Raw genomic sequence first — 20,817 nt, 5'->3', positions numbered from 1 at the left:
GGGTCAGTCATTGATTAGAAGTATATTAGTACTTTCTTTAGTTAGCACATCTGTATTCGCTGATGTGCTTGAATCACTTGATTTTGGCACCATAGTTGTCGCAAGTAATGACAGGGTGAGCACCCTTAAACTGCCGACAAACAGTGCTATGTCATCAACTAACGACATACATATTATGGAAAGAGGGCATCCTGCTAAGCTCTTCTTTGAGGCACTCCCGGTTAATACTTTAATTAATTTTAGTAGCTCAAGTTTAAATGTTGAGTTAAGTGATAATTCAGCTTCATTTACGATTAACCAACTTCTTTTCAATCCAACAGCTCAGACTAACGCATATGGTGAGATTGAACTGGTGATCGGCGCAATTTTACAAACCTCCGGAGACGGTGCCGTATATAATGATGGAGAGTATCAAGGCTCTGTCAGTATTGAACTCTCATACTAATTTTCTCGATTTTAAGGCTACCACCTTGTTTAGATACCTTTCTGTTTTATTTATATTTTTAGCATGCCTTTCATCTTCGTTTGCTGCGAGTGCAAATATTTTGATTTCACCCACGAGAGTTGCTTTTGAAGAAAGACAAAGAGCAGAGCGATTAATTGTGGTGAATAACTCCGATAAAGTGCAGAGCTATCGATTATCTTGGCAAGAAAGGGCTGCATTGCCTGAGGGCGGGTACAAAAACCTAGAAGGCATCCATGATAAATCTTTAAGTTCAATGGTGAGAATGAGCCCAAGCCAAATACGCTTAGCACCAGGCCAAAAACAAATCATTAAACTCTCAGTACGACGCACTAAAGCTCTCGCTCCGGGAGAGTACCGCTCTCACTTATTATTGAGTGCCTTACCTCTGGAGCAGACATCTTCGAGTGGAAAAGGCATTAACATAGATATACAAGTAAACTATTCATTGCCAATCATTTTGCGAGTCGAAAGAAAAACACCTGTTGTTTCATTGACAGGGCTTGACCTGAAGCGAGCAGCCGAAAACGATACACTTAAAATTTCAATGGCAAAGCAAGGTCAATTTAGCAGTTTTGGACGGGTTGAGGCTTTTTTTACACCAAGTGGAAAAGCTGAAAAACAGCGAATTGGTATCATTGAAAATTACAGTATTCATTCAGAGCTTGAGCGGGCTTTATTACCAATGACACTCCTTGATGGATATCGTTTATCTGGTACTGGCAAACTTACGCTTAAGTACTCAGGACAAAAAGAATATCAGGGAGAGGTATTTTTCGAGCAGCAAATCGATATTAACTAATCATTATTTCTTTCGTGCGCTTTTATTTGCCTTATCTCAGTATCCTGTTATTGGTTGCTTCTGTTTTCACAGTTGAGGCCTCGACTGATGTGCGCGCTGTGATCAAGGTACTGAGCTCTATACAAAATACCTTATCGGATGCAAAGAATACGAAGCTAAGTAAACAAATAGATGCCCAATCAGGTGAGCATATCCCTGTCGGTGAGGTGCTGTTTTTATCAGCAAATTTAAACCAAAACTATATTGGCGAGCTAACGGCGATTAAAAACCCGCATGCGTATTATGTTGAGCTAGAGAGCTTTATAGATTTATTTTCTCTGCCAATATCTTATACAAACAATAAAGCGGAAGGCTGGTTTAAAGATCCTGATAATCGTTTTTTACTTGACGCTGAATCATATCAGTTAGTGCTTAATAGCGAAAAGCAAGAGCTTGGGCAGACCGCACTGTTGTTTGAGGATGGGTCACTTTATGTTGATATTCGCCAGTTGCAAACATGGTTTGATTTTGAATTAAACACAGACTATGTTCAGCAGTCTTTAACAATCCAAGGTAAAGGCTATTTTCCTGTTGAACAAGCACTAGCCAGACAAGCTCAGCAAATTAACACTACGTCTTCGCAAGGTGGTGCTTTATTTCCAGAGATTGATAGCAGTTACCAAGCCTTATCAACTCCTTTATTCGATTTAAATACACGTTATCGATATTCTGATAATGATCACTTATTAAGTTATGCACTGACAGGTTCAAACGAATTAGCTTACTTACGGTCGGAATACTTCTTATCTGGGGAAAGTGGCGATCTACTTCAAGACTCAAGGCTTACCTTTAGTCGTCAATCTCCCCAAGGTGCACTTTTTGGCTTGAATGCCAGTGAGATTAAGTTTGGTGATATTCAACCTATTTTATTTGGCGAGCGCGCAATTGGTAGTTTATCGCAAGGGGTGAGCTTAACTAATGCTCCGCTGCTAGCTAAAACGAGCTCAGGGCGTGTGTCAATTAATGGAGTTGCAGACGATGGCTGGGACATAGAGCTATATCAGAATGGCATCTTGATAGATCAAAAACTCGATATTCAAGCTGGTGTGTTCTTTTTCGACAATATTGAACTTTTGTTCGGTGAAAATATTTTTGAAGTCGTTAAGTATGGTACTGAAGGTCAAATTGAAAAATACACTGAGCGCTATTTCAGTGAGGGTGTAGAAGAGGTAGGGCAAAGCACCTACGCTATTTCAATCAATAGAGACGGCAAGCGCGTCTTAAGTGATACACAAAGTACTTTTGATGCCGGAGAAGTTAGACTCTCAGGTCGTTTCGAACATGTTTTCTCTCATCAATTAAGTGCCTATGTCGGGGCTTCAAAATTTACCGAAGAGGCAAAAGCAACTCAGGAATTTGCGTCGGGGTTAAGTTATAAGCCAAATGGAAAGGTGCTGTTTAATTTGTCACATCAAGGTCGTAACTCTGAAAATTATTTGAGTGAAGCCACCGCGAGGTTGTTAGTATCAGAGCAACGCCTTAGATTCGCATTAAGCAGAGAGCGTTTTTCTGAAGTCGCTGTGAATACGCTTAAAGCAACTCTGGCTGGTGATATTTATAAAAAACAGCGCACACGATTAAACTATTTAACTAGTCTTGAAGTGACAAATACGAATGGAATACGCGCATCTCGGTTGAGTCATGATCTTAACTATCGCTTTTCAAAATACGCTTTGGGCAATCAATTTGACTGGTATTGGCAAGGTACAGATGAGTATGGCTCTGGGAGCTTAAACTTTAAAGCTAATTTAAGGCGGTCATATGTCAGGTTTAACCTTGGTTATTATATTCACCCAGAGCTGAAAGTAAGTGATTACTCAGCTGATTTTATCCGTAGCTTTAATAATACCTTAAGAGGGCAACTCAGGTTTAAGCGTGCCCTTGATTCGGGCCTCGAAAGTACCGAACTTGGGCTTAACTTCTCTTTTGATGATTTTATTTTAAACACGTCAGCGCAATACGACAGTGATGACGATTGGCAACTACAACTTTCAACTAGGTTTAGCTTTGGTTATAACCAAATGAATGAACAGTTTTTTGGTTCTAAGCAAAGACTCTCAAATAAAGGCACCATTATTGTAAGAGTCTTCTTCGATGAAAATGACAATGGCATTTTTGATAGCACAGAAGCGCCTTTAGAAAATGTTACTGTAAGAGCCATACAGTCGTATCGAAAAGCAAAAACAGATGAGCGAGGCGTGGCTGTTTTAGCTGGTGTTATGGCAAATCGTCGCACTGATATTGAAGTCGTCGAAACCAGTTTTTCAGATCCTTTCATGTTGCCAGCTAATGAAGGTTATTCACTTACACCCAGGGCTGGGGCAATGGAGTCATTAGATATTCCTGTCGTTTATTCCGGTGAAATTGAAGGTGTTCTATACCATGAGAATGGCAAACCGATTGTGCACACTAAGCTGCAATTAAAAGATAAGCACAAAACAGTCGTGGCTGAAACGATATCTGAGTTTGATGGCTATTACTTGTTTACAGATCTTAGGCCAGGAGAGTACGACATCTTTGTTGATGAACATAAGTTAGAAACAAAGCAGCTAGGGTATAACACGCAAGCAAAAGTGACATTGTCACCTCGTGGTGATGTTCTTTCTGACGTTAATATTCAGCTCAAAAATTTACAGCGCTATTCAGGTTATGTTGCAGTCGTTGGTCAGTTCAATAATTTAGATATTTTGAAGGCGTACTGGCAGCTTGTGAAAAATAAATGGCGCAACATTCTGGGTGTTTCGCCGTTCTTTATAAAACAAAACGATGGTGCATGGTTGTTGTCTGTTTCATATGATCATGATGATAAAGATAAAATCACTGCACTGTGCGTAGATGCAGTAAGTAAAGGGTTACCTTGTGAGGTTAAATATGTTCAGTTCACACAATAATAAATCACAAATAAAGGCATGCTTCTTTCTTATAGTGTGTGCAATTACGCTTAATGGCTGTGCTTCAATGTCCAAAGAGCAGCAAGCAAGCTTAAACGGTCAAACAGTCACTTTCACTCTGCAGGAGTATCAGCAGTTAAAAGAAATGGCTCGTCAATGGCAAGAAAACAAGGCTGGCATAGATCGCTTACTCGCCTATGAGCAAACTTTGGGTGTGTTAGTGCGTGATTTAAATCGTCTTGTTGCAAATAATGATAAAGCAAACTTCACTTTGGCCGATAACAACCAACATAAGCAAGGTAAAAATGAAGAGTCAGCGGATAAGCCTAGTAACACACTTATTTCGCAAGTGCCTGTGCCACGTAAAGACAAAAAAGAAGAGGTTGTTATTTCTCTCTTTAAGGCAGATAAACCGGTTCAAGAACATGCAGTGGCTTCCGCTCAGCCTGCTTTGGATACAGTTGCGACTCAGGAACCGAGTAGTAACTTATTAACTGCAAAATATTCTGTGCAGGTTGCGTCGGTAAAAAGCAGAAAAAAAGCAAAGCAAGTGTATAAAACATTGAGTGTTAAGCTAGCGAATTCTGACCAAGAAATACAAGAAGCGAGACTTGAGCCTAAACAAATTGGTCAGCAACAATTTTATCGACTCAAATTTGGTGCGTTTGCAACAAAAGAACAAGCGCAAGCAGTCTGTTCGCAATGGCAGAAATATCAAGTGAGTTGTTTTGTTTCACAGTTTGGCGGCCTTAATCAAAGAGATTGGCTGTAGTTTCTTGTGGCGTGATTCTTGCTGTTACAAAGAAAAGAGTTATGCGGAGTTGTCATGCGCCTGTGTATATTAGCCCTGATCACGTTATTAAGTGGCTGCCAGTTATTAAATGAGATTAAACGAGAAGAAGAACTTGCTAACCCCAAAGGAGTAGAGGGGTCTTTACCTATGGAGGTAAAGGGCATGTCTAGTTTCTCACTTCATCAATACACCAGTAACCTCGCTTCGCAGTTATATCGAGGTGAGGCGGGCAGATTGAGAAATGCCAGCATTGCCGTAATGAGCTTCACTATGGCAACTGAGTTGGGGCAAAAAACTGCCGTTCAACAAAGCAGTGGCCTGAGCCAGCAAATTCAAGAAAGTCTGATAACCCAAATGACGCAATTGGGTTACAGCATGGTTGAGCATAGACTGAGTAATTCAATCACTGTCAGTGAACATTATGAAGATATGCTGACTCGAGATCTCAATAGCCTTCGAGCTCGTCAAAACATTGACTACGTGATCCTTGGTACGATCACACGACAAGAGCATGCAAACATGATTAATGCACGCTTGGTTAACGTGCTTAACGGGCAAGTGATATCAGCAGCTTTCACCGAGGTGCCGATTAATGTCATGTGGACAGACGAAAAAGTACAAATGCGCAACGACAAACTATACCGAGCAGAGTATTAATTAGGAGCAGAACATGAAAGCACTGTTAACATCATTATTAGCATTATCTGTTGTGGGCTGCGCTGCAATGCAAGAGAGTTATGAAAGTAATGCGCAAACTATCCATTCGAGCAAAGTAACGCGTAGTATTCAGTCACCCCTCAATACCAATCAGTTTTTCCAAGCAGAAGCACCGGATCAAAAGCAAATGTTTGGTGCCCACAATGGTCCTAAGAAAAATATTAACCATTATGTTCGCGGTATGATGCAAGACTTAGCGTCGAACTTAAAATATGTAAATCAAAACACGCCATTGGCTGTTGCCAGTTTTGTATTTTTGGATGATAAGTACGACGAGGGTACGCTACTGGGTAACCAGATCTCAGAAAGCTTTATGCATGAACTTTATCAATACGGCATTCCTGTTATCGACTTCAAAACAACTGGCTACATGCGCGTCACGCCAAAAGGCGATTTCGTATTCAGTCGTGATTATCTCGAACTAGATGAAGAGCAAAACTTCCAGTATGTGATAGCTGGCACTTTAGTCAATCACAAAGGGGGTGTATTAGTTAACGTCCGTGTGGTTGGTTTGCAAAGTAAAGCTGTTGTGGGTTCAGCCCAAGGTTTAATTCCTCAAGCCGTATTAGATGCGCTAGGAAGTAGCGAGCGCACTGACGGTATTATGCTGAAATCGAGCGCGCGATAGGGGACCCTTATGAAATCTCTCATTTTGCTTTCAGTGCCAATTGCATCACTTATGTTATCTGGCTGCAGTTTATTAATGGGACAGCCAACCATGAGCCAATCAGTGGTTGTGATGAATGAGCAGTCAATGGCCATTGATGAGATGACTGCTCAAATGCAGCCTGAGCCTGAACTCGAAGAAATGCAGCAAACCAAGCCCGATTATGTGCCGATGAACCATTTTGTAAAACTCGACAATTATGTGGAGCAGATGGCCATTGAGTTATCTGATTTACTGAGTGAAACACAGAATATGTCGACAGAGCTCGCTGTGGCTTCATTTGTACGTTTAGATGGAACATTGCAAACCAGTGATCAGTTAGGAAACCAACTTGCTGAAACATTTATGCATCAACTACATCGCTTCGGCTACCAAGTTGTCGATACTAAACTAATGGATAACGGACATATTTCTCGTACGGGTGATTACGTATTCAGCCGAAAGTCTAAAACAAAGTTTAACTCTGATGATGCTGAATACGTGCTGTCAGGCACTATGCTTTATCGTGAGAAAGGAGTGCTAGTGAATGCGCGTGTTATGTCGCTTGAAAGTAAGAAAGTCATCGCAACATCAAGTAAAATGATCCCTTGGTATGTGCTAAGGTCTGAAAACATTTTAGTGTCTTCACGATAATCTAATTTGAATTCTCGTCGCTTAAAATTTAGTTTAGTAAGCCCTGTGGGCTTGAATCTGAACGATTAGCTATATATGATAAATATCAATGGCTTGGCCTCTTAGTTAAATGGATATAACGACCCCCTCCTAAGGGGTAGTTACAGGTTCGATTCCTGTAGAGGCTGCCAGTAAACATAATAAAAACAATCTTTTAAAGTTTTCCATTAGTCTTTTTCGTTTCCCAAATCAGCTACAAAAATGACTCTTTTACCATTGAATGGTAACAACACATGGACTAGACTACCCCCCTTATAAATCGAGCGGATTGAGCCTTAAAGATGAGAGTTGAATTAACCGAAAAAGCACTTTTAAAGATCGCAATTCCCAAAGATAAACGTAGTGCTACATTCTCATTCAACGGTCTCCAAACCTCCAATTAATTGCTCGATATTCATCGGCAAGCTTCGACCCAATCAATCAGCCCGATACAGTTAAACAACTTAATACAACTTACGATTTTAGATACCGTTATTTTAAGCCTGGCACTAAAAGCCGCACCTTAGTCAGCCTTGGTAATTACCCCGACAAATCATTAAGCGATATTCAAGCGCAATACAATCAGTGCTTAGAACAATTAAAAAATGGTATCGACCCACAAATTAAAAAGCTCGAAAACAAAATAAGGGCTATCAATGAGCAAGCTCTTATTGATGGTGTTTCTTCGCCTTCTTCAATAAATAGCGTTTGGGCATCACTCAAAAATGATTGGCCTTTGTATGGCAAAAGCCAGCGCACCTTACAAAATTACACGCGCACGTTTTCAAAAGTTATCTTTCCTGAGTTCAACGGTCGAAATATTAAAGGTATTAGCGCTCAAGAATGGGATGAATTTATTTTGTACTTATCAAACGTACAAAATAAAAAAGGTTTGGCATTCGATGCGCATAAAGCAATGCGCCGTTTGTTTAGTTACGCAGTAGAAAAGGGCATTATACAATATAACCCTTTATTAGGACGCAAAACGGTTTTAGATAATACGCGTCTTAATGCAGTGACCGACCACCTAAACTCTATCCAGTTGCATAAATTCTTAAATGAAGTCGATACTCTACAGGTAAAAGCACCGGTGATTTTTGCCGCTAAAATTATGTTGTTTTGTGGTGTGCGTTCAGAAGAATGGACGCGAGTTAAAATCGGATGGATTAACTTTGATTCTATGCGAATAGAACACCCAGCAAGTGCGATGAAAAACAGGTATCGCGCTTGGACTCATTTACCCGAGCCTGTAATGAAAATGTTACTCGACTATCTAAACGGGTTAAAAACAAAATACGGAAAGCTAGACCCTGAAATGTTTTTACTGCATGACAATGATCCATATAAGCAATTAGGTTCAAGTCGATTATCAAAATGGTTCAGTGCTTTTCATGATTGGATTTACATTACACCGCGCATGATGCGAAAAACCATATCTACCCATTTGCAGGAAAGAAATGCGCCAATAGCCGCAAGAAAGGCAATCCGAAATCAAGTCATTGTCGAAGGTGTAGACAAGCACTACGAATTTAACGATTTGTATAGTTTAAAAAAACAATGGTTAGAACGTTGGCAGAATATACTTGAAGAAGTTAAGAGCGACCCGAGTGCTTTGGAGAATAAAGTTGAGTCGCATCTAAACAAAGAGATGTCAGAGCAGGCTGCTAGCTTATTTAGTTGAGCTTTAAAAAAACAATTAGCTTGGTATGGATCTCACTATTATGGAGAGGTATACCTAACAAGACAAATCAAAAAAAGTGCGGACAAAAACAGTTGGCTTTGTTCGCACCTCACAAATTTTAGCCAACTATTTTTGCCGTTTATTTGCGGCGTTAGCTCGACAGGGAAAACATGGATAAATCGAAAAGTATTCCAAAAATTCACGTTAGATATAAACGATTCCAAAAAGCACAAAGAGATATTTGGGAGTCATTCTGTTTAATTGATTTTTATTCACCCAAAATTAAAGAGGCGGTTAAAGAAGATGTATTTCCTCAATTGACCTTAGATCGAATATGGGATAATTCAAATAAGGTAGTACAGAAAAATGATATTTATGGTGCACTTCACTCATTATCAATAAAAGGAAATTACAGAAGAACTCTCTTAGAAACAGTCTTAACATTTGAAGACTATATAACAGACATAATTCAATCCGTATATCTAGATATACCAGGGAAGCTCTCAGCTGTTAACGATGATGGCAGCAACATATCTGGTTATCAAAAGCTATTAAAACTCGTTCTTAATTCAACTGATAAACAGGAAATTATCGATAAATTAGTAGAAGAAAAAATACGAAGTATCTTCTACGGCAATCCTCTCGATGTTTTTGAGAAAGATAAAGCAAAGTTAGAATTTGGAAATTACTTTAAAGATAATCACTCTGACGAATTAAAGACATACAAGAAAGTTGTGGCGATGAGAAATATAGTTGCTCACAATAATGGTCGCATAGATCGCAAGTATATTAGAGAAGCTGATTCTGATGCCGAAATAGGTAAAAAAGTTATTATTGAGAGAGAGTTTTTGAAAGAAGCTATTTATGTCCTTTCTTTGTTAGCCGCTCATGCAACTCGTTTAGTAGTAGAGAATGTGTATAAAGAAAGTATTAGTGGCAAATTAGGTCAAGCTATTAAGGCGTTTGAGAGATCGAACTAACAAGTCAATTTAAAAGGGTAAAAACAGTTGGTTATTCTTCTTTACCACTAATTTTAACCAGCTATTTTATTGTCTTTGATTGAAGCGTTTAAAAACCCGACTTTACCAATCATAAAAACACAGCCAATGATTTAAAAAGTACCCTTGAGCCCGTTGTTGAATGACTTATGCACAGATTTTGTTTGAAAGCTGTGCATAGTTGATCAAATACCAAAATTAAATGTACTGTTTATATATACAGTAACCGTTGTGTGTATTATGAAAGTCATTCCAATTAAAGCAAGCTGCGGTTTCAATAACGGTGTTGAAACACTTGCGTCAACTTACCCCGAGCTCGGCAAAACATTAGATCAACTCTTTATGCCAAACAGAGTAGCTACCTTTATCGGCTTAGCTTCTGGTGATTCAATGAAAGATATAGGCCTATTTGATGGAGATTTAATCATTGTAGATAGAGCTGTAGATATTAAAGACGGTGATGTGATCGTTGCCAATCTTAACGGCGAGTTTGTGTGCAAAATCCTTGATTACAAAAACGGCCGCTTAATATCAGCATCAGACCAATACAAACCAGTCATAATCAAAGACTGTGATGTATTTAGTTGTGAAGGAGACGTGACTTCTTCCATTCGTTTGTTCAGACAGCGTGAATGTTTTAAGTCTAAATTATTTTGACCTGTTCGCTAATATTAAGTTTCCAATGTTGGTTTGTAGGGTTTAGAGATAATTAATAATCGCGTTAACTAAAAAGTCTTAATGATTTTTTTCGCATCTTTTGCTTTTTGCAAATTATCCGCCACTACCTTGGTATAGTAATGATTTTCATGTAATGTTTTAAAAAGACTTTTAAGAGCTAATTCATAATACCCAATGGCTTTATCATAATCGCGTTTATCTTGCCAAGCGCCGCCTAGGTTGTTTCGGGTTATGGCAACCTTAAGATGGTCTTCACCAAAAGTGTAAAGGTTATTCTTAAGAGCTAATTCATAGTAGCCAATGGCTTTATCAATATTTCCTTTGTCTTTCCAAGCTCCACCTAGGTTATTCCATATTGTGGCAATTTTCGGATGTTTCTCACCAAAGTTGTAAAGGCTGCTTTTAAGGGCTAATTCATAATACCCAATGGCTTTATCATAACCTCCTTTGGCTTGCCAAGCTAAGGCTAGGCTATGGCGTGTTATTGCAACATGGGGATGGTCTTCACTAAAGGTGTTAAGATTGCCTTTAAGCGCTAATTCGAAATGCCCAATGGCTTTATCGTACTCGCCTTTTGCTTGCCATGCTGAGCCTAGGTTACTGAGGCGTATGGCAACAGTAGGATGGTCTTCACCAAAGGTGTTAAGGTCACTTTTCACTTTTAAGCGCTAATTTAAAATAGCCAATGGCCTTATCGATATCGCCTTTATCATGCCAAGCTAAGCCTAGTTTACTGAGGCGTATGGCAACAGTAGGATGGCCTTCACCAAAGGTGTTAAGGTCACTTTTAAGCGCTAATTCAAAATAGCCAATGGCTTTATCGTAATCACCTTTTTCATGCCAAGCTGAGCCTAGGTTACTGAGGCGTATGGCAATAGTAGGATGGTCTTCACCAAAGGTGTTGAGGTCACTTTTAAGCGCTAATTCAAAATAGCCAATGGCTTTATCGAAATCGCCTTTGGCTTGCCAAGCTGAACCTAGGTTATTGCGGCGTATGGCAACACTGGGGTGGTCTTCACCAAAGGTGTTAAGGTCACTTTTAAGCGCTAATTCAAAATAGCCAATGGCTTTATCGTACTCGCCTTTGGCTAGCCAAACTGCACCTAGGTTACCGCGACTTCTGGCAACAGCAGGATGGCCTTCACCAAAGGTGTTAAGGTCACTTTTAAGCGCTAATTCAAAATAGCCAATGGCTTTATCGTAATCACCTTTTTCATGCCAAGCTGAGCCTAGGTTACTGAGTCGTATGGCAACAGTAGGATGGTCTTCACCAAAAGTGTTAAGGCCACTTTTAAGCGCTAATTCAAAATAGCCAATGGCTTTATCGAAATCGCCTTTGGCTTGCCAAGCTGAACCTAGGTTATTGCGGCGTATGGCAACACTGGGGTGGTCTTCACCAAAGGTGTTAAGGTCACTTTTAAGCGCTAATTCAAAATAGCCAATGGCTTTATCGAAATCGCCTTTGGCTTGCCAAGCTGAACCTAGGTTACCGCGGCTTTTGGCAACAGTAGGATGGTCTTCACCAAAGGTGTTAAGGTTACTTTTAAGCGCTAATTTAAAATAGCCAATGGCTTTATCGTATTTGGCCTTTTCATGCCAAGCTAAGCCAAGGTTAATAAGGCGTATGGCAACAGTAGGATGGCCTTCACCAAAGGTGTTAAGGTCACTTTTAAGCGCTAATTCAAAATAGCCAATGGCCTTATCGTATTTGCCTTTGTCATGCCAAGCTGTACCTAGGTTATTGCGGCTTTTGGCAACACTGGGGTGGTCTTCACCAAAGGTGTTAAGGTCACTTTTAAGCGCTAATTCAAAATAGCCAATGGCCTTATCGTATCTGCCTTTGGCATGCCAAGCTGAACCTAGGTTACCGCGACGTCTGGCAACACTCGGATGGTCTTCTCCAAAGGTGTTAAGGTTACTTTTAAGCGCTAATTCAAAATAGCCAATGGCCTTATCGTATTTGCCTTTGGCATGCCAAGCTAACCCAAGGTTGTTGTGGTCAATGGCAACAGTAGGATGGTCTTCACCAAAGGTGTTAAGATCACTTTTAAGCGCTAATTCAAAATAGCCAATGGCCTTATCGTATTTGCCTTTGTCATGCCAAGCTGAGCCTAGGTTATTGTGGCTTCTGGCAACAGTAGGATGGTCTTCACCCAAGGTGTTAAGGTCACTTTTAAGCGCTAATTCAAAATAGCCAATGGCTTTATCGTACTCGCCTAGCAGGTTATTAATAACTCCAGCTTGGTTTTGATATAAGGTATTGTTAGGTTGAAGCTTGGCTGCTTTTTCAAAATTTAATTTGGCTGAATCATATTCTAAATCCAGCTCTTCTAAGCCTGCCAATTCGAAGGATGTTGCTGCAATGTCAGCGAGTTGAAGTTCATCGAGTGCTTGTTTTTCTCTCAAAAGCGCTTTAATTAAAGGCACATCAAATTGTTCTTTTGCCTTTAAAATACGTTGTGTGATGACATGATAATTATCAAGGGAAGCAATCCGTTTTTCCAGTTTGGCTATTTGAGCCAGTAAATCTTTTGCATATGTTAAAGCACTGCTAAGTTTTTCCTTATCACTAAAATGCCGTTTTTCTAATGCTTGCTGTTTGTCTAAATGACGAGAAATTTGCGACTGTAAATTGGCAACTTTAACTTTGTAATTATTAATCGCCGCTTCATCTTCTGGGCTACCAATAATATTAACAACCCCTTTGTTTATACCTATTTGCAGGGTACGCCCTTCAATGTAGATTGTGCCTTGGTTAGTGTTGACTTGAACACAATCTTTGATGCATGTTTGGTTTATTTCAACCGCTGCCAAAGGAAGAATATACAAAGCAGCTATTACACCAAAAATTAGCTTCATATTTAATCTTCCTTAGATTCTTTGTCAGACCTACCAATATTCACAGTGCCTTTGTTGTCGTTAATTTGAACACAATTATCGCCTGTGCAGGTTTGAGAATTTGGGCTACCATCGCCTTTATTTATATGTATGAACAATCCAACTGCACCAGCTATTAAAGCCCCTCCAATACCACTTAAGAGTCCATACCTTTCAAAAAGGCTAACTTCTCTGTTTTTCTTATTTTTCCTTGGCATGATTCTTATCCTTTATAAGCCAACAGTAAATGATAAGAACAAAGAATCTTATAAAATTCAAGGGAATTATTTGTAGTTAAAATGCCAATAATGATTTTGTATTGTTTCAACCTACTCCGAATCTAGAATTATGAATTTAAAAATAAGAATAGACATGGCATATAAAAACAGAATTGCCTCCTGTATGAAAAGAAAGTTTAATGTGTTAGAACAAATGGTATTTTTTGCAAAATATACCTTATCAAATTGGAAAGTATGAGGCTCTTCTTGTGTTTAGACTTTTATGTTTGTTTATTATTTTATTAGTATCTGGAAATTGCTTTGCATCTTCTTATAAGTGTGAGGTTAAAGATGGTAAACAGCTTGATAGTGATACAGGTAAATTAATAAAAATGAAGTCTTTCTTTTCTCCAATGATAGGAAAGAGTTTTATTGTTAATAGAAAAACTGGTGAAGTTATTAGCAAAGCATTTAACAATTCAAATGCTATTAAAATAACTGTGTTAGATCCTGGTAGCAATGACAGCGCTTTCAAATCAATTTCTTTATATGGACCAATGAAAAAGATTAGTTATTTAGTGATAAACCAGCATTTAGATGCTTCCGCTAAAGGTTTCATGTTTTACCATCACTTCAATGTTGTTTATAGCGGTACATGTAATGAAATTTAGTTAATTGATGAAAAGAGAGAGAATAAGGAACATTATGATTTCAATATATAACACAAAAGAAAGTAAAAGTGGCTACCGTGTAGAAAAAGAGCAAATGAATGGAATGCATTTTATGCATGACCCTTATTTGGCTGTACTTATCAATCGCCTAGGTGGTGAGGTTGTATTTACTGAAGAAGAACTGAAGCAAGTACAGCATCTAGATTACTATTTCGAAGATTCTGAAAACAACATTATTGCTAAAATGAGAGTTAATTCGAATGTTAAAGGTAATGAAGGTGACGTTTTAAATAAAATTTATATTGCAACTAGCTATTCAAATAAACGTTGTGTTTGGAGTTTTCATCAAGAAGAAGATGAACCTGAATCGCTAGTATTTGTGCCCGAACATTTAAAAGAAGATGAGAAGGTCAGCTTTATAACTTCTTATTTAGAGTCGCTGAAAGAATACGAAGTTACTTACTCCAAGAGCAAGCCCACTTATGAACTTCTTGAATGTTTGTATGCTGAGGATAAATTAGACTCATGGGATCGTGACAAGCTGGAAAGATTAAAACAAGCTTACGCCCCTAAAGAGGTTGAACCGACAGCACCAACGAGTATTAAAGAACGAATTTTAAGTTTTTTTAGTAATAAATGAACACCAAAATTGTTGTTGCTACAGCCAAACACTTGGCAGCCAAGACAACAAACAAGCTCGATGATGAATTGGTCAGCGCATTGGATGAAGCGCTAAATAGATAGAAGAAAGCCGCTGAGTAGCGGTTTTTCTTTATGTTATTCAAAGTTATATGTTTGATAATATATGATACAGTTTACAATTTAGTAAAATCTAAAGTTTAAATTTAAGGATATAATTTTGAGGGTTTTGGGGCAAAACTTAAGAACTCCAGCAAGTGAATTAGAAGAGTTTTTTGTTGAGTGTGATTATGTATTTGAGAATGTATGCTTTTTAGATAATTTTCATTTCTTGCCGAGTAACTTAGAGCAAAGCTTGCATTTCGAAAAATGCACATTCAAAACAGAGCTAACCCTTGGTCAGATTTGGTCGGATGATGCATCAGAAAACAAAGCTAAGTTACCAGATGTAGTGTTTAAAGATTGTACTTTAACAACTGTAGTACTGAGTGACTGTTCTGGATTTCAGGAAGTTACTTTTTCAGAAACAGTGGTGGTTGAGTTTATTGCAAATAGCAATAGTAAATTTCCAAAAGAGTTAAATTTTTGGGGAGCCTCACAAGTATCCTCACTTTATTTGACTTCTGTTAACTTATCTAACCAAGTCATTATGCACCTAGAAGGTGTGAACTATCTTCAACTTTCGCATTTAGTTAATGAAGGTTTTATAGGTCTATATATACATGATCAAGTAAAAAAAGTAAGAATTGAAGAAATTAGAAATAAAGGTGACATTGAACTTTATGGTTTGAGGTGTCTTGAGAATGGTGGTTCCTTTAGTGTGAGGTATTCTGATTTTGGCACATGCAAGTTAGAGAATTGTGACTTTTCAACTTTCTCTAACTTTCGCTTTGTAAGCAATAACACAAATGATTTGTATGCAAATAATGTGGTTTGGAGTAAAAAATTACGTAGAGATCCAGATGATAATAAAAAAGAACATGCTAAGTTGTGTGGATTTTATTATTCGCAAGTGAGGAATTCTCTGGAAGATTTTGATAGTTACGAATCGCAAGAGTTCAATAAGTTGTATTTGAATGAATTATCAAAGTATACAAACTTCACAGATAAAATTCTGTTAAGTTTAAGTTCATTACTTTCTAGTCATGGAACAAACTGGCTCAAACCTTTGTTGTGGCTAGTTATAATAAATCTAACGTTCTTTTTTCTTAAAACAGATCTAATAAATGGGGCCGATTTACAAATCAAAGATTTTGCAGTGATGCTAAACCCTGTTCATCTTATTGATCACTATTCGTTTGCTAAGAATACTAATGTTGAAGTTAACTCTCAGTTTTATTTGTTGGATATCTTATTAAGAGCAATTAATGCGACTTTACTTTTCCATCAAGTAAAAGCGTTTAGACGTTTTCATTAAAGCTAATTGATTTTTTCTTTTTCATGCAACTTATGCTGAAACAGTTGCGTATAAACTTGCCATAGTACATTCAAGTTCCTATGGCATGTGACTTGCGTGGTTTCTTTTATAAATTGAAAAATATGTAAGAAACCTTTTTAGTGGTTCTTTGTTACCATTCATGGTTTTTTAGTGCTTTGTTTTTATGTGGTTTTTTTATTTTTACAATTCTCTCCTAAGGGGGAGTTACAGGTTCGATTCCTGTAGAGGCTGCCAGTAAACTTCTTTTATTCTTCCCGTATCTTTATCCCGAAATATGCTACAGTCATGCTCTTCAAAAAGGAGTACCGTGTGATTGAAGTAAAAAATCTTACCAAGAGCTTTGCAAATAAAATCGTTTTTCAAAATTACTCAAGCGCTTTTAATGCAAATAAGCTGTGTATTGAAGCCGAAAATGGTTTGGGGAAAACAACATTATTTACCATTATTGCTGGCCTCGACCCGCATTACAGTGGTGACATTTTATTAGATGGCGAAAAGGTTACGCAATTACAGAATCAGGTTGCTATAGCCTCAGATAAAATCCCTTTTCCTACATTTTTAACAGCGAAACAAATATTAACGCTCACACAATCTAGTTGGCAATGTGAATGGCCAGAGCAGCTATGTGAGATGTTACATTTCAAGCAGTTTCTCGATACTAAAGTGGGTGAGCTGTCATCAGGTAACCAAAAGAAATTGCAATTAATTAATGCCATGATGCGTCACTGTGATTATTTAATTTTAGATGAGCCGAGCGCAGCGCTTGATGCCGATAGTGTAAAAGCGTTACTTGCATGGATTGAGCAATATAAAGGGCAATTAATAATTAGTTGTCATGAGCCAGAGCCCTTCGTTGAAATTGGCTTCGATAAACAGCCATTGTTTGCAGAGTAAGCGTTATGAAACATTACTTTTCATATCGGCATCAGGCGTTTAGCCTCGCCATCAATGAGCTATTCAAACAGCTTCAGCAATTCGTGCTTATGCTCATGACGATGTTTTATGTATTTTTACCTGGACTTATTGCTGGCTTATTTTTTGGCTTAGGTAAAATTGTACAAAGCAGCAGTGCAGTGATCAGTATGCAAGTCGGTTTGGCATATTTAATTTTTCAATCTTTGTTACTCACGGTGTTAAAGCCTGCGATTTTAGACCTAAAACATCGCTCCTTCCATACCACATTACTTAAAAATAAGTTACCGCAAATACTCAGCGATATTACAGCTTTAATGATGTGCCATCTGTTGTTTGGCTTAAGTGTGTTCTTAATGATATCAATGGGGGCAGACAAGCTAAGCCGTGCACCGCACTATCTTGCGTTTGCTTTTACACAGCTTAGTTTCGCTCTTGTATTAATGTATCGACCTGCGGCAGTCATTTGGACAAGTACTTTGGCATTTTTTGGATTATTCTTTTTTGAATCAACCTTGATGTTTTTTTTAGCGCTAAACTTATTGCTATTAATATCGTTATATTTACCGAAACGGCTCAATTGTTCTTATCAGATAACTATTACACCTTGGACATTTTGGCTGAGCTATTTTAAAGACAACATTTGGTCACTCACTTGGCGCTTTACTATGAGCGGCCTAGTGTTTTGGGCGGTCTTTATAATAGTGACTGAGCGTTCTGATCTTGTGCATTGGTATGCATTAGGTGGTGCGTTAATAAACCAGCTATGGTGGTCAAGTTTATTTATAGAAACGAATCAGTATGTTCGAAAGCATCAGCTATTTTGGAGAAGCTTAAATCAGTTCTCGCAAATAAAACGGTCTCAGTATGTGTATTTGATTGCGTTATCGAGCATGTTCACTTTGCCAATGCTTTGCCTTTTTTCATCGCATGTGAGTATGTGGATGAGCTTATTGATCACGCCACTTGTACTGATTCTTTGTAAGAATAGGCCGCAATTTATGGCTGTGGTCTGGGCTTCATTGGCTATTAGTTTCATCATGCTAATGGTTATTTTTTAATATGAATTAACACAATTGAATTAAAGGCCCGAAAGGGCCTTTATTGTTTTTAAATAATAATAATTCTTAAAACGGGTTTTAGCAGCGTAAGAAATAGTGTATTTTAGATATGTTATATTGTATCAATTTGAATCTTTCTTGAGGCACTGATGTTTAAGTTATCTCCCGTAATGTTGCTACTCTCAGCAGCACTTCCTTTTTCTGCAATTGCAAACCAAGTTTCAGGCACTGTTTTAGATAAAAATAATCAACCAGTTGCTAATGCTAAAGTCTCTATTATGGGCAGTCTGCAAACTGTTGAAACCAATTCAAAAGGTGAGTTTGTTATATCAGGCATTAAGCCTGGAAAAGTAGAGTTGCATGCAGCAGCTTCTGGTTTTGCACATTTTAACTCGAGCTACGATTTAACTGAGTCAGGCTTACAAGATGTAAAAGTATCTTTAACGCCTTCAGCCATTGAAGTTATTGATGTGGTTGCAAGCCCATTTCATGCGTCAAATATGGAATCAGCAACACCTGTGAGTGTTTTATCAGGCGATGCGCTGCGTAATCAACAGTCAGCAACTTTAGGTGACAGTTTAGCTAAAGAGGTGGGTGTACATACTAATTTTCATGCTGGCGTGGCGAGTACTCCAATTATACGCGGTTTAAGTGGTCCTCGTGTTTTGATTACCCAAAATGGCTTAGATGTAAGTGATGCATCACGTGTTGGCCCTGATCACTCAGTGTCATCAGAAGCATCAACGGCTGAGCAAATTGAAGTACTTCGAGGTCCTGCAACCTTGTTTTACGGTAGTGGTGCAATTGGTGGTGTTGTTAACGTCGTTGATAAACGCGTCCCAAGAGAAGTCGAGCAATCTGGAGAATGGCTAGTAGAGCATGACTCAGTAGATAACCAGAAATTGGCATCAGTAAATATTAACACTGGCAGCGATAATATCGCAGTGCACTTTGATGGTTTTTATAGAGAATCTGATGACTACAAAGTACCAGTAACAGATGAGCATGGTAGTGATAAAATTGCCAACAGCGGTGAAGAATCTAAGGGCGCTACAGCAGGTGCAAGTTATATCTTAGATAATGGCTATGTGGGCGTATCTGTAGGTAAATTAGAACGTGAATATGGTATTCCTGGTCATAGCCATGGTGATGAAGAAGTGCCTGTTTTTGCTGAACTTGAGCAAGACCGTATTCAGTTATTAAGTGAGCTGCAATTTACAGATAGTCTTATTGATAGCTTACACACACGTGTTGCTTACACTGATTATGAACATGCTGAGATAGAGCATGGAGTAGTGGGGACTATTTTCGCGAACGAAACAGTTGAAGCAAAGTTTGATGCACTCCATCGTGACATGAATGGCTGGCGAGGTGGTTTTAGTCTTCATTATAAACGTAGTGATTTCTCAGCACAGGGTGCTGAAGCATTTACACCGCCATCAGAAACTGAAACTTTGGCATTTGCTTGGATGGAAGAGCGTCATTTTGACGATGTTTTATTACAATTAGGTGCACGAGTTGAACGTGTCACTATCGATGCACCAAAAGTCATGTTGCCTGAAGTTGAGCTTCATGTGCATGATGACCACGACCACGACCACGACCACGACCACGACCACGACCACGACCACGACCATGACCATGACCATGACCATGACCATGACCATGACCATGACCACGGCGCGGAAGGTCGCGTATTCGCAGTCGACCAAGAGTTCAACCCAGTTAGCCTTTCAGCTGGCTTAGTGTGGGACTTTACACCGGGCTATAACTTAGGCGTGTCTGTTTCTCGCTCTCAACGAGCCCCTTCAGCTGCTGAGCTGTTCTCATTTGGGCCTCACATTGGCACACGCACCTTTGAAGTGGGTGCAATGTTTGATTTGCACGAAACAGACAATGTGCACTTTGATTTTGATACTAAGCAGGATGTGGAACTAGAAACGGCGAACAACATTGATCTGACTTTTAGAAAGCTTGAAGGGGACTTTGGTGTTGTAGTCAATGTGTTCTATAACCAAGTTGATAACTATTATTACCAGACACCGACAGAAGTGTTCGCGCCAAGTGGTCATGAGCATCATGATCATGGTGAGCACGACCATGATAGCCACGACCACGGCGATCATGAAGGTCATGATGAGCATTCTGATGAATTACCTGTGTATGTGTTTAAAACAGATGATGTCACCCTATATGGCTTCGAAGCACAATTTGCTTGGCAAGTAACGAGTGAACTAAAGACTGAGTTCTTTACAGACTATGTGAATGCGAGTTTAGACAAAGGTGGTGATTTACCTATGATCCCTCCACTGCGTTTTGGTACCAAATTTAATTATCAGACTGGCCACTTCAGTGCAAACCTAGACGTTATTCGTTATCAAAAGCAAGACAAGATTGCATACCTTGAAACAGCGACAGATGGATACACTATGGTTGATGCGTCTATTGCCTACCATTTACCTGTTGGCGAGCATGAAGTTACTTTCTATGCAAAAGGTCACAACCTGACAGACACAGAAGCGAGAGTACATAGCTCATTCTTGAAAGAGTTAGCCCCACGACCAGGCAGAAGTATTGCGCTTGGTATCAGAGGCGTTTTCTAAGCAAACTATCGACAGCGG

The 20,817-nt window shown here is 38.8% G+C and carries 19 protein-coding genes, 1 tRNA gene and 1 pseudogene; 18 read left to right on the top strand and 3 right to left on the bottom strand.

The features are described from left to right. The first annotated feature begins 10 nt into the window (after positions 1-10). From ACXAC4_RS10740 to ACXAC4_RS10685, 12 genes and pseudogenes are all read left to right on the top strand, one after another. Positions 11-445 (top strand): DUF4402 domain-containing protein, encoded by a 435-nt coding sequence (locus ACXAC4_RS10740; protein WP_475161338.1) that lies wholly within the window; start codon positions 11-13, stop codon positions 443-445. 100 nt (positions 446-545) lie between these two features. Beyond that, the gene (locus ACXAC4_RS10735; protein WP_475161336.1) at positions 546-1,265 is read left to right on the top strand and encodes a fimbrial biogenesis chaperone; all 720 of its coding nucleotides are present in this window, start codon (positions 546-548) and stop codon (positions 1,263-1,265) included. Positions 1,266-1,291: 26 nt separating this feature from the next. Beyond that, the gene (locus ACXAC4_RS10730) at positions 1,292-4,195 is read left to right on the top strand and encodes a carboxypeptidase-like regulatory domain-containing protein (RefSeq protein WP_475161334.1); all 2,904 of its coding nucleotides are present in this window, start codon (positions 1,292-1,294) and stop codon (positions 4,193-4,195) included. Positions 4,196-4,262: 67 nt separating this feature from the next. Next, the gene (locus ACXAC4_RS10725; protein WP_475161332.1) at positions 4,263-4,967 is read left to right on the top strand and encodes an SPOR domain-containing protein; all 705 of its coding nucleotides are present in this window, start codon (positions 4,263-4,265) and stop codon (positions 4,965-4,967) included. A 54-nt stretch (positions 4,968-5,021) separates the two neighbouring features. Then, on the top strand, positions 5,022-5,645 hold the full coding sequence (locus ACXAC4_RS10720; RefSeq protein ID WP_475161330.1) for a FlgO family outer membrane protein: 624 nt from the start codon (positions 5,022-5,024) through the stop codon (positions 5,643-5,645). 13 nt (positions 5,646-5,658) lie between these two features. After that, the gene (locus tag ACXAC4_RS10715) at positions 5,659-6,333 is read left to right on the top strand and encodes a FlgO family outer membrane protein (protein WP_475161329.1); all 675 of its coding nucleotides are present in this window, start codon (positions 5,659-5,661) and stop codon (positions 6,331-6,333) included. Positions 6,334-6,342: 9 nt separating this feature from the next. Beyond that, on the top strand, positions 6,343-7,005 hold the full coding sequence (locus ACXAC4_RS10710; RefSeq protein WP_475161325.1) for a FlgO family outer membrane protein: 663 nt from the start codon (positions 6,343-6,345) through the stop codon (positions 7,003-7,005). 95 nt (positions 7,006-7,100) lie between these two features. Beyond that, positions 7,101-7,175 (top strand) — tRNA-Arg (locus ACXAC4_RS10705). Positions 7,176-7,393: 218 nt separating this feature from the next. Further along, positions 7,394-7,642 (top strand): annotated as a pseudogene (locus ACXAC4_RS10700) (Arm DNA-binding domain-containing protein); the annotation flags it as partial. A gap of 117 nt (positions 7,643-7,759) precedes the next feature. Beyond that, on the top strand, positions 7,760-8,704 hold the full coding sequence (locus ACXAC4_RS10695) for a hypothetical protein (protein ID WP_475161323.1): 945 nt from the start codon (positions 7,760-7,762) through the stop codon (positions 8,702-8,704). Between the two features lie 170 nt (positions 8,705-8,874). Beyond that, on the top strand, positions 8,875-9,684 hold the full coding sequence (locus tag ACXAC4_RS10690) for a hypothetical protein (RefSeq protein ID WP_475161322.1): 810 nt from the start codon (positions 8,875-8,877) through the stop codon (positions 9,682-9,684). Between the two features lie 258 nt (positions 9,685-9,942). Further along, positions 9,943-10,359 (top strand): LexA family protein, encoded by a 417-nt coding sequence (locus ACXAC4_RS10685; RefSeq protein WP_475161318.1) that lies wholly within the window; start codon positions 9,943-9,945, stop codon positions 10,357-10,359. 68 nt (positions 10,360-10,427) lie between these two features. Here the strand turns inward: ACXAC4_RS10685 and ACXAC4_RS10680 are convergent, their stop codons facing one another. The 3 genes from ACXAC4_RS10680 to ACXAC4_RS10670 are packed head-to-tail and all read right to left on the bottom strand — an operon-like array spanning position 10,428 to position 13,475. Further along, on the bottom strand, positions 10,428-11,039 hold the full coding sequence (locus tag ACXAC4_RS10680) for a tetratricopeptide repeat protein (RefSeq protein WP_475161315.1): 612 nt from the start codon (positions 11,037-11,039) through the stop codon (positions 10,428-10,430). Then, positions 11,029-13,239 (bottom strand): tetratricopeptide repeat protein, encoded by a 2,211-nt coding sequence (locus tag ACXAC4_RS10675; protein ID WP_475161313.1) that lies wholly within the window; start codon positions 13,237-13,239, stop codon positions 11,029-11,031. Before ACXAC4_RS10675 ends, ACXAC4_RS10680 begins: the two co-directional genes overlap by 11 nt. 2 nt (positions 13,240-13,241) lie before the next feature. Further along, positions 13,242-13,475 (bottom strand): hypothetical protein, encoded by a 234-nt coding sequence (locus ACXAC4_RS10670; RefSeq protein ID WP_475161310.1) that lies wholly within the window; start codon positions 13,473-13,475, stop codon positions 13,242-13,244. 224 nt (positions 13,476-13,699) lie between these two features. Here ACXAC4_RS10670 and ACXAC4_RS10665 point away from each other — a divergent pair, with 224 nt between their 5' ends. From ACXAC4_RS10665 to ACXAC4_RS10640, 6 genes are all read left to right on the top strand, one after another. Beyond that, complete coding sequence (locus ACXAC4_RS10665) at positions 13,700-14,146, top strand: hypothetical protein (RefSeq protein ID WP_475161309.1); 447 nt, start codon at positions 13,700-13,702, stop codon at positions 14,144-14,146. A gap of 34 nt (positions 14,147-14,180) precedes the next feature. Further along, positions 14,181-14,786 (top strand): hypothetical protein, encoded by a 606-nt coding sequence (locus tag ACXAC4_RS10660; protein ID WP_475161308.1) that lies wholly within the window; start codon positions 14,181-14,183, stop codon positions 14,784-14,786. Positions 14,787-15,005: 219 nt separating this feature from the next. Further along, complete coding sequence (locus ACXAC4_RS10655) at positions 15,006-16,202, top strand: hypothetical protein (protein ID WP_475161306.1); 1,197 nt, start codon at positions 15,006-15,008, stop codon at positions 16,200-16,202. A gap of 330 nt (positions 16,203-16,532) precedes the next feature. Continuing rightward, positions 16,533-17,117 carry an ABC transporter ATP-binding protein gene (locus ACXAC4_RS10650; RefSeq protein ID WP_475161303.1) on the top strand — a complete coding sequence of 195 codons (585 nt, stop codon included), beginning with the start codon at positions 16,533-16,535 and terminating at the stop codon, positions 17,115-17,117. 5 nt (positions 17,118-17,122) lie between these two features. Continuing rightward, positions 17,123-18,196 (top strand): DUF6136 family protein, encoded by a 1,074-nt coding sequence (locus tag ACXAC4_RS10645; RefSeq protein WP_475161300.1) that lies wholly within the window; start codon positions 17,123-17,125, stop codon positions 18,194-18,196. Between the two features lie 149 nt (positions 18,197-18,345). Further along, on the top strand, positions 18,346-20,799 hold the full coding sequence (locus ACXAC4_RS10640; RefSeq protein ID WP_475161299.1) for a TonB-dependent receptor: 2,454 nt from the start codon (positions 18,346-18,348) through the stop codon (positions 20,797-20,799). The last annotated feature ends 18 nt before the right edge of the window (positions 20,800-20,817 follow it).

The organism is Pseudoalteromonas sp. AWM4_233, assembly GCF_056158285.1.
Note: the sequence above shows the minus strand (reverse complement) of the source record. Positions and strands in the feature narration are given on the sequence as shown.

Coding starts and splice junctions, on each gene's coding strand:
- ACXAC4_RS10640 (WP_475161299.1), top strand. CDS start 18,346: ATGTTTAAGTTATCTCCCGTAATGTTGCTACTCTCAGCAGCACTTCCT.
- ACXAC4_RS10725 (WP_475161332.1), top strand. CDS start 4,263: ATGTCCAAAGAGCAGCAAGCAAGCTTAAACGGTCAAACAGTCACTTTC.
- ACXAC4_RS10690 (WP_475161322.1), top strand. CDS start 8,875: ATGGATAAATCGAAAAGTATTCCAAAAATTCACGTTAGATATAAACGA.
- ACXAC4_RS10675 (WP_475161313.1), bottom strand. CDS start 13,239: ATGAAGCTAATTTTTGGTGTAATAGCTGCTTTGTATATTCTTCCTTTG.
- ACXAC4_RS10670 (WP_475161310.1), bottom strand. CDS start 13,475: ATGCCAAGGAAAAATAAGAAAAACAGAGAAGTTAGCCTTTTTGAAAGG.
- ACXAC4_RS10660 (WP_475161308.1), top strand. CDS start 14,181: ATGATTTCAATATATAACACAAAAGAAAGTAAAAGTGGCTACCGTGTA.
- ACXAC4_RS10645 (WP_475161300.1), top strand. CDS start 17,123: ATGAAACATTACTTTTCATATCGGCATCAGGCGTTTAGCCTCGCCATC.
- ACXAC4_RS10685 (WP_475161318.1), top strand. CDS start 9,943: ATGAAAGTCATTCCAATTAAAGCAAGCTGCGGTTTCAATAACGGTGTT.
- ACXAC4_RS10710 (WP_475161325.1), top strand. CDS start 6,343: ATGAAATCTCTCATTTTGCTTTCAGTGCCAATTGCATCACTTATGTTA.
- ACXAC4_RS10720 (WP_475161330.1), top strand. CDS start 5,022: ATGCGCCTGTGTATATTAGCCCTGATCACGTTATTAAGTGGCTGCCAG.
- ACXAC4_RS10715 (WP_475161329.1), top strand. CDS start 5,659: ATGAAAGCACTGTTAACATCATTATTAGCATTATCTGTTGTGGGCTGC.